General features: G+C 54.1%; 8 protein-coding genes. 1 reads left to right on the top strand and 7 read right to left on the bottom strand.

Translation table 11 applies throughout. The annotated features are described in order from the left end of the window. Positions 1–33: 33 nt before the first annotated feature. The 7 genes from ACRXB1_RS22180 to ACRXB1_RS22210 form a co-directional block, all read right to left on the bottom strand. Positions 34–879 (bottom strand): hypothetical protein, encoded by an 846-nt coding sequence (locus ACRXB1_RS22180; protein ID WP_449493227.1) that lies wholly within the window; start codon positions 877–879, stop codon positions 34–36. After that, positions 860–2,179: a hypothetical protein gene (locus ACRXB1_RS22185; protein ID WP_449493228.1), complete on the bottom strand. Its 1,320-nt coding sequence runs from the start codon at positions 2,177–2,179 to the stop codon at positions 860–862. Before ACRXB1_RS22185 ends, ACRXB1_RS22180 begins: the two co-directional genes overlap by 20 nt. After that, complete coding sequence (locus ACRXB1_RS22190) at positions 2,167–2,424, bottom strand: PAAR domain-containing protein (protein ID WP_449493229.1); 258 nt, start codon at positions 2,422–2,424, stop codon at positions 2,167–2,169. Before ACRXB1_RS22190 ends, ACRXB1_RS22185 begins: the two co-directional genes overlap by 13 nt. Before the next feature lie 7 nt (positions 2,425–2,431). Then, positions 2,432–2,968, bottom strand: coding sequence for a hypothetical protein (locus tag ACRXB1_RS22195; RefSeq protein WP_449493230.1), 537 nt, complete (start codon positions 2,966–2,968; stop codon positions 2,432–2,434). A 650-nt stretch (positions 2,969–3,618) separates the two neighbouring features. Beyond that, positions 3,619–4,005, bottom strand: a complete 387-nt coding sequence (locus tag ACRXB1_RS22200) for a hypothetical protein (protein WP_449493231.1) — start codon at positions 4,003–4,005, stop codon at positions 3,619–3,621. Between the two features lie 112 nt (positions 4,006–4,117). Continuing rightward, positions 4,118–6,361: a peptidase M23 gene (locus ACRXB1_RS22205; protein ID WP_449493232.1), complete on the bottom strand. Its 2,244-nt coding sequence runs from the start codon at positions 6,359–6,361 to the stop codon at positions 4,118–4,120. A 73-nt stretch (positions 6,362–6,434) separates the two neighbouring features. After that, on the bottom strand, positions 6,435–8,783 hold the full coding sequence (locus ACRXB1_RS22210; RefSeq protein ID WP_449493233.1) for a type VI secretion system Vgr family protein: 2,349 nt from the start codon (positions 8,781–8,783) through the stop codon (positions 6,435–6,437). Positions 8,784–9,156: 373 nt separating this feature from the next. Here ACRXB1_RS22210 and ACRXB1_RS22215 point away from each other — a divergent pair. Then, positions 9,157–9,407, top strand: a 251-nt coding sequence (locus ACRXB1_RS22215; RefSeq protein WP_449493234.1) for an LLM class flavin-dependent oxidoreductase, incomplete at its 3' end; no start/stop codon positions are given.

Genomic DNA, 9,407 nt, shown 5'->3' on the forward strand with positions numbered 1-9,407 from the left:
GCTTGTGTCGCGAGGGTGCGGGCGAGCTCTGGGTCAATGGTCGTAACGTCGGTTGCGCGCAGAACCTGCACCATTGCGTCGGCGGGTCGGCGGGAACGCATGCGGCTGATTTGATCGCGCCATGCCTACAGCCGCGAAGGCCTCGGGTTGCTTGCCAGTGACTCGTACGCTATGCAGCAGGTAGACCGGAGCAGCCCACCTAAGATCAATGGCTTGTGTCGCGAGGGTGCGGGCGAGCTCTGGGTCAATGGTCGTAACGTCGGTTGCGCGCAGAACCTGCACCATTGCGTCGGCGGGTCGGCGGGAACGCATGCGGCTGATTTGATCGCGCCATGCCTTGCCATCTACGTTTTCAGGCGCAGCGTGCAGCAAGACGGCGTTTTCTGTGAGCATGAAGCCTGTTCGACGCAGGCCCGGTGCCACCGTTTCGGTCAGCGTATCTTGGCCGGTGACAACAAGCCATGGTTGACGGTATTTCCAGCGCCAACCGAATTGCCCGCGAAGCTCGGCACGAAGGTCGGTCAGGCGCGAGTCACGCGATACGCTCGCGGTCGCTTCCCGATCACGCGAAGCATTACCAGCGTTCCTGCGGAACACAATACCAATGGTCGTCCATGCCCCAACTCTGGACGCAAGCAGGTTAAGGACAATCGAACATGTCAGCCCAGTTAAGATCCAGATCGAAGCAGTCTTCTTCTCCTCCACGTGCGACGTTCGGACAAGGTCGCCACTGAGCCAGACGAAACCCAATGCTATACCGGCCGCTACGAGTGCGACTAACGCGATGCCCCACACGCGAATAGCCGGAACCTGAGCCACAGGGGGATCAACAGGCTCAAAATCTGCAAGTTCTTTGATGTTATTCGGCTCGATCTTCATGCGTGGACCGTGGATGCGCATACAGGACCGCCGACTGAACGGTTTCTGTGCGATTGATAATGAGTTGAGGATCGTTCATACCGGATTCGATGGCAGCGGCAATTGCAAGCCAGCCCGCACCCGGTCCAAGGTGGCCAACAATTCTGCCCGGCGAAACGTGTGCGTGAGGATCATCGACTGTCGAGAGCGACGCCTTACTAAATGCGCTGGCGAGCGTCGAATCGTCTTCCGGATTTATGCCGGTGACCCAACTGCGTTTGACCTTGGCTGCGGTGGTATTGCCCCATAAGATAGCGTTCGTTATTCCGTCACCGAGACTATCCAAGTTGACCGCAACCGGACGGTGTAAGGTAGCGACTGCGGCAGGCGGTCCGATTGAGGCGCCGCTACTCAAGAGCACGGCGACACCCCCCTCCGTACTCCCCGCTAACGGCGACTTATCGTGCCATTCGGCCGCGATCACGAGTAATGGGCGACGCTCATTCGCGTCAAGCCACGCGTCCACCAACATGAGGCCATCGCTTACATGTGCTACGTCGCATTCAAGCGGCGGAAGACTAAGCACAGCAAGCGCATCTGAAAGCTGCTCGAGACGGCGGCACGCCACATCGGGATCATTGACCACAAGCCGTACAGCAGGCCAATGTTTTGAGTCCGATCGTGACAACGCGCGCAGCGAGTTTGCTAGCGGGAGAAGCAATTGCCGTAAGATGCCGCAGAAGCCATCTTGAGCCGTAGGGCCCGCTTCTACATTGGAAGCGTTCATAGGGGTCGCGATTTCAGCCTCCAAGTCATCGTCAGCGTCGGCGGTCGCGACGAGTGATTCGGAATCTGGAAACCGCATATGAAGAACGCGATCAACGCCAGTACGCGTGTTCTGCATCGCAATGAGCGGCTTGCCGGAAAGAATCGCCAGTGCCAACTTTTCCGCGCCCAAGGGCAAATGGTAGGCGTAATCCAAGACATAAAGCGGCCGCTGTGCATAAGCAACGCGTTCGCGGTTCCACTTCTGCCGATGCTGGTTGCCGTACAGCGCGTGCAAGTAGGCTGTCTCGTAGACTGCACGAGCGAAGCCGGCCAGGATCAGGAAGAAACCGTTCGGCACGCCCGCGACACAAAACCAAAAGAAGACGCCGTTCGCAGGCATGCTTGCAGGCCAGATCAGCAGCACAAATCCTGATACGATCGCGCAACAAAGCGCCCAGATACCAAGCCATGCTAGAAATCCTGAACCTCGAGACGGATAAGCGAGCGGCGAACCACCGGGCTTGAAATCGACCGGCATAGTCAGGCGATGCACGCATTGCTCAACGACGATATCAAACGGCAGCCGCAGACACACCGATGGAAGTTCAGTGCGACCGGGACGCCATTGTCCAGAAAAAACGGATGGCCTTCAGCGATGATCGTTTCCCCGTGGAGATCGCAGATTGCCGAATCGCCCTTACGAGCCACACGGCGATCGCCAAACTCCATGTCAGGGGAGCCACTTGTGACGTGTCCGCCGTTTTCCAGCTTGTCACCGACGCGAATGGGATTTTGCATTTATCTTCTACTTCGATTTGAAAAGTTGAGCGCAAGACACATCGTCCGTAATGACGCGTCGATTATTTGCGATGTCCCAAACACCAGGATATGCATCGTCTGTACAAATCGGTTCGCCGGTTGGAGCGACAAAGCGACCGTCCGGAGAAATGGCTGCAGACCCCGCACTTGCCAAGCCGCCAAAAGCATATTTCTTTTGCAAAGACAGCGATCGCCCCGGAACGGTTGCACCATGTAGTGTCACCATATTTATGCGACTGTCTAAACTAGCGACCATGGCTAAATACAAAAACGGCTGCACATTTACAAAATCAAGCGAGATGTAGAGACGCTTATTCAAGTTCACGTCTGCCAGTACCCCAACGCCTTCGGGAATCAAGGAAACATGCACCGACCGCTCGCTCGTACAGCTGTCGAGCGCATGGCTTGACACAAATCCTCTCTCGGACACGATTACAGCCGACCTATCGAAACTCTCAACTGCAAAACGTGGAGGATCATCAAGTGTACAAATCCGGGATAGATTATCTTTTTTAAAACTCAAATTCTTTCCATCTAGGTAGTAAATGCGCCTCGCAGGCTCGGCAGAAGCCGTCCCACAAAGGCACGACGCAAGTAACAATCGACAAATTATCTTCATACGGGTCGTTCTTAGCCGAGGCCTCTGGCATTTATAGTCGTCGGGTTTGCTATTTGTAAAGCAAAACAAATTTTTCGATTTATCAAAAATAAAGGTGCATCTATCTAGCTCCCTACGCGAATTTTAGCCCTGCCCAACTCCGAGGTAGAACAATACCTATTCTGATCGAAAATCGAGTTCCCACGAATTCATAAAGCTTTCCTAAGACAAGTGCTCCGCCGACTACAAAACTTGATAATTTCTTTCATACTTTTATATGAATTCTCTTGACGTACATTAGTCTAGTCAAACCGTCTTCGCCGGCTATTTGTAGTTGACTGAGAACAATGAGAAACACGGCAAGCATGTACACAAAAATCATTAACACGCATTTAATTCGCATTGAAAAGTACAGCGAAGAAGCGTCATCCATAATGACACGCAGTTGTTATCTATGTTTTAACCACCGGAATACGCATCGATCACACACGTTGGTTTGACACGGTAGTTCGCCGTTTGGGGCAACGAAGCGACCTTCCGGAGAGATAGATGAAAAATCGCGGTCCCTGTTTTATTCACTTGTAGGCGTCTGAGCAGTTGAAGTGTTTGACTTCCCGCGGAAAGATATGAAGGCAATGTGCTGGATAAAAAATCAAACTTTGCTTGCTCCAAATATAAATGACCTTTGTTTCAGGGAAGCCAGGCGCTGCTTGCGTACGCGTGATCCACTGGGATGGCCGTTGGGATCGCCCTTTTGTTCTACCGGGCAATAGGCTCGCTACAGGCGGCGAAATCAGGACAACACACCATTTTCCGGTATTACGCTCTTCGAAAATGGTGCGAGCCGAATTGGTTCCTGTCGTTCGATCCTGCGCAACGACCATTTCACCGACTCCAAACTTGACTGTACGGCGGATAACGTTGACATCAGAGAGATAGTCAACACCATAGACATCTGCCATACCTCGCTCGATCGATGCGTAGCATGTTCCGTAATGGGAATCCGACCACGCCTCGGGTAGTCGTGGAGCAGCGTATGCAACCGAGGATACGGCGCCAAGTATAAACATCAAGTTACGGAATTTGCGGAGCATAGCTAACTATTAAACTCATAGAAGATGAAGTCACCGTCGGAGGGAAAGTACGGCAAAGAATAGGTTGTCCAGGCGGCAGTAAAGGAGGGTAGTTTAATACCTCTTTAGACAAAGATATTCGCTTGTCTCCTAAAACGTTATTGAGCAACGCAGCGAATTGCTGCCGTTCAGCGTATCCATTGCTGCCTCCGTTCACGAGCCAGCTGATGAATCCCACAATGGACGGTGATGATCCGAGATCGGCTGCACGATTTATGTTGCTTGTCCCGCGAAACGTCTTTGCCATCCAGAACATTCCGGACGAATGCGCGGCATGACCAACATTCGTGGATACGGCATCCGGATCCCATCGCGGAGACCACTTATGGGCTGTTTCTCCACCCGCCCAGACGTGCTTAGACGCTTCTGTTATACGGGGGTCGCTATAGGATGCGGAGACACAGTCTGGCAGACACCGATATTTTCTATAGCTGTCGTAGTTTTTTGGCCAAGTTAATTGAAGATAACCGCGGCCATAAAACGGCCCGTATTGTTGATCGCGCCCGCGTGAGTCTTCAATCAAGGTGCGGAGAATCCCTGTCTCGATAAATGTTTGCGCGAGAAAATGCACGAGCCGCACAGAATCGCCGTTCAGATACGTACGGTAGACCTCGTTTATTCCTCGTTGGTGTCTAGCGGCTCGTTCAATGGCAGTGCTCCAAGAAACGTTGGCCGCTAAGGAAACACGCGGCAGGCAGGCGGCGAACTCAGTTACACTTAACCACCCGCACTTCCTAAAGTGTCGAATAAACGCCATCGGATGAAAAAACCACAGCTTCTCGCCAGCAGGCAACCCGGTCTTATCCCAGAACTGAAGCGACTCCAGCAGCTTGATGAACTTGTTATATCCCGCCTCGTTGCCGTCATAAAACTCACCCGCTTCCTTCAACTTGTGAAACTTTGAGTCGTTGTGCGAGCGGTCCCATTCACTGGGCGCTTCGCATACGAAACCTCTCAACGCATCCCGTATTGGCTCGTGCGTTTTGACATAGCGGACCAGTTCGTCTTCCTTGTTGTAAAACGAACGTTCCGCTTTTTCCTCAGCCGTCTCGCGAGCCTTCGTATCGCTGAGAATCTTCTTCAATGCATCGATATCGCACAGACCGTCAGCGCTATGCAACCCCGCGCCTTCGCTAATCTTTTTCCAGCCTTTGAAGAACGGGAAGTCGGCATCTGAAAGCTTGAGAATCGAAGTCTGGCTGACATCGATATAACCCTCTTGTCCTTCCGCAAAGCTAACTCTCACCCATGTGCCGCGCGCAGGAGGCGCAAGCGTCACTGGCGTGCTCAGGATGCGGCCAAAGCGCAGCATCTCGTAACCGTCGCTCGGGCAGTGGGGATACAAGCCCATTGCACGCTTGTACATGTTGTATTCGTAGTCCGCTTCGCGCACCGGCGCCTCAGTGAGCGCCTCAAGCTTCCCCTGACCCGCAGCGCGCCAAACCATCGTGTACTTGCTGCCCTTATGAAAATAGGACTCTACGTATAGCGTGTCTTTGTTGTTGCCAGTGTGCAATCTATCGAACGCGATGCCATGCAATGACCCTTTCGCATCTGTGCCGGGCGGCACCGGATAGAACTGCTGCCCTGGAGGAATGACGTAGTAGCTGCTGCCCCAGTAGTCCGTGGTCGCGGGCGTGGCTACTTGCTCGCGTCCCAACTGCGTGTGCCCGAAATACGCCTCGAAATCCGGCTTGGTCATGAAGATTTCGACGTGCAGATGCGGGTGTTCCTGGCATCGGCCGGTCAGACCCAGCACATCTTTGCGACGCACTTTCTTGCCTTCACCCGATTGAGCCGGCGAAACGATCGGTGAAGCCGCGCCGGCGCCCGGTGACGGCATGCGCAAGAACTCCGGGAGAAATTTTCCATCGGCGCCCAAGCTGTGGTAGCCGTTCAAATCCAACAAGTGCATGTACAGCGAATAGAACGTCAGCGTGCGGCCTTCGCCCGTCTCGGTCGTATGCTTGAGCAACACGAAACCGGCATTGGTGTCCGGCGTACCGCTACCACCGTCGTAAGCGCGCTGGCACACGCGATACGCAATCACTTCGCCATCGGCGATAGCGTGAATATGTTCGTTGTACATTTTCGGCACCAGGTGCATGCCTGTATGCCAACGCCGGTCCGCTGCAATCGGGTACAAACCGTCCGTCGCTTCGTACGCGTCTACCGCGTCCATCATTGGGTCGACTGAGCTCTCGTCATTGGACGTGCGGCCTGCATCGGGCAGGTACGGGGGGCTGATGATCATGGCTTTAACGGGTAAGTTTGTAGGATACGGTCGGCTTGAAATCGCTCTTTGGAAGAACCGGCAACGGAATTGCAAAACCGTCAGGTCCCTCGAACTTGAACGACGCCGCCTTGATCGTGAAGCCACCAGGACAAACAATTTCGCCGATGCCGTCCTCAAACTTGATGTACGCACCGCCGCTCGTCATGACCGCCTTACTGCGCGCAGCGATCAGCACGTCCTCTTCAGCACTGGCCACGTGAACTTGCTTTGAAGCAAATAAATCGAGTCCATCGTTTTGCGCCTGAATTTCGACCTTGCCTTTGGCAGCAAAGAGCTTAATGCCGAGCTTGTGTGCGCATATGGAGATCAAATCACCCGCAGCGAGTGTGAATCGTTTAACGGCGCTTATGTCGACATGCTTGCCTGCCGTCAGCATCACGTTCTGATCTGCGGCTTGCTGAATAGAACGTGGTGTAGCCAAAGCAATGCCGGCAGGTGCACTTGCAATGAGGCCAGCATCTTTCAGCTGGGTGAGAGCATCTTTAAGGCTTGCTTGAGTCATTTTATCGGCCGGCGTTGCACCCGCAGTCGTGCTGGCATCGACCAGAGATGTCACGTTTGCAAGTGCCGACCGAAGCTGCGCCAATGCCGCCTGCATCTCAAGTTGAGGTGCACTTGAGCCAGTCAATCCGTCAGCGGACACCAGTACGCCTTTCGCACCACGCAGCGACGCCCAGCCTTGCGTCACGGCTTCAAGTCCCTGACCGCGTTCTTTTTTCTCGCTATCGACCAGCAACCCTAAGCTCACCGACGTTTTTTTAAAAACCGTCGCAACCTTGACGCCTTCGCGCCCCTTGTAGTCCTCCATGCGTACATCATTGCGGCGCAATGGAGAACGCCATATTGAACGCGTATTCCATCCTTCACGGTCGTACACAACGTCGGTGCGTTGAAAATCATGCACAGCACCCACGATCACTGGACGATCAATATCCCCACCGGTGAAGTCCACACGAACCTCAGTGCCCGGCAAAAGCGGGTCATGCGAACCGCCCGTGAAGGACGCGGCACTTCGTAGGAGGCGTAGCGGCGCACTGCTGAAACCCGGTTTTGTCTCGCGCCAGTCGAAGCCAAACTTCAACGGATAGCGACCGTATTCGTCCGGGTGGGCGTACTCGTCGGTATATTGCGATTCGATTACTGCCATCACAGGTCCCGGCATCCAGCGCCAGTGTTTTTGCGGGAGGTATTCTGGCCGATATGGCAGATGCGATGGGATCGCTTCGAACTCGTTCACGAATGACTTGCCACGAGCACCGCTACTTGTCACCGATGTAATTACCAGCCCATACTTCGCATCTGGCAGCTCCCGATTAGTGAGTCGCACGACTGTTCCGGGCGTCAAGCCAACAACATTGCTTGTCCCGGCATAGATTGTCTGGCGGGCGATTTGCTCTTCACGACGGAGGTTTGCAACCGTTTCCCCGTCGGCTTGCGATCCATGATGTTCATTGCTTCGCCGAATCGTGCCTATGACCGAGCGATCTTCGAATGCAGTCCTCGCCTCGGCCTTCAGTGGGTCTTCCGGAATACGGTAGTTGTGTTCCCACAGGCTGATGACTTCGGGCACTGTCGTACGTAAGGTACGCAGCGTATGAATCGATTCCTGTCCGGTGTTCGTTAGCCCCGATTCACCCAGCACCGGCATCTCGAGAGCACGAACATATCCCTTCGCCGAATCGCCGAACACGATCGTGTCCCGGCGAGCGCCGTTTTGATCGTCCGATTGCTTGAAGTAGTAGTAGACGCCGTACTTGCGGCACAACCGCGAGACGAACGCCTCGACCGATTCCTCGTACATGAGGATCTGTTCGAAGGTCTGCTCCTTATCCTCCAACTGCCATTCAATATCCCAGTGATTGAAAACATTCTTGTCGACAATTGACTCGTTGATGATTTCCTTGAGCGTGGCGTTGAGGAACACGCGGGAGTCGGTGGTCTGACACAGCAGCGCGAATCGAGGCTGAATGCATAGACGGTACGTCGCCTCTTCAATGCTCGAGGATACGTGCTCCCATTGGGTAACCACACCATGCAGCGTTCGTAACCGTTCCACTTCAGGGGTGTTCGACCACGTGAATGACGCCGCCGCATCTATATGGAAGGTGGACCAACGGCCAATAGTTTCGGCACCGGAGATCGTCATGTTCTGCGAGGTAACCAAGATGTTGACAATGAACGGCTCGTTAAAACGCTCGATCAACTCGTATTTGACAATGGACAGCGAAAGGTCCGTACCGGGGATCTCTACTGCGTAGCGGTTGGTAACATGGTTTGGATTGGCAATGAAGTGTCTGACGGTCGGCTGCATTGATGCGGGTCTCGGATTGTTGGCATCCAGCCCGCCGAAGACCCTTGACATGGTCTGTCGGTCAAATTGGCCTCTAAGTTGGCGGCAACTGTAGGCTCGACCCTGCTCGCCGAATATACGAAAACTCCTAGTTTTCTATTTTTTGACACAATCCGGCCGATGATTTCAATTTTCAACTGGCTGCTATGGCGGCTAGAACACTTTTTATTTACGTCCAAACGACGCCTCCAACCCCTCCTTTCCGATATGTTTAGCTCGTATTGATATTTAAGATCTGCATATGCCGATGTTAGCCTTCAAGGCAATCGGCAGGCGTCATGAAGCGTTTCTTCGCGCACTGCCTCACAGTGTGATTCAACGAGGAGCAGCGTTCGTGAGCGTCGAATTCATCGGCATGATCCAGCAGCAGAAGGTCTCGGAAACACACTTGGCGCGTGGCCCGGCTATCGATATCGGCTATACACGCGACTTTGCCCAGGCGCACGAAAAAGCCGGCTTCGACCGCATTCTCGTGCCCTATCAATCCACAAGCCCCGACGCCATGCTGACCGTCGCCTACGCGGCTGGCGTCACGGAGCGCATCCATTTCATGCTCGCGCACCGGCCGGGTTTCGTCGCGCCGAA

The sequence above is a fragment of the Caballeronia sp. M23-90 genome (assembly GCF_053574605.1).

Excerpts from the sequence above, each read along its gene's own strand:
- ACRXB1_RS22180 (WP_449493227.1), bottom strand. The coding sequence starts at position 879 with ATGAAGATCGAGCCGAATAACATCAAAGAACTTGCAGATTTTGAGCCT.
- ACRXB1_RS22190 (WP_449493229.1), bottom strand. The coding sequence starts at position 2,424 with ATGCAAAATCCCATTCGCGTCGGTGACAAGCTGGAAAACGGCGGACAC.
- ACRXB1_RS22200 (WP_449493231.1), bottom strand. The coding sequence starts at position 4,005 with ATGGCAGATGTCTATGGTGTTGACTATCTCTCTGATGTCAACGTTATC.
- ACRXB1_RS22205 (WP_449493232.1), bottom strand. The coding sequence starts at position 6,361 with ATGATGGACGCGGTAGACGCGTACGAAGCGACGGACGGTTTGTACCCG.
- ACRXB1_RS22210 (WP_449493233.1), bottom strand. The coding sequence starts at position 8,783 with ATGCAGCCGACCGTCAGACACTTCATTGCCAATCCAAACCATGTTACC.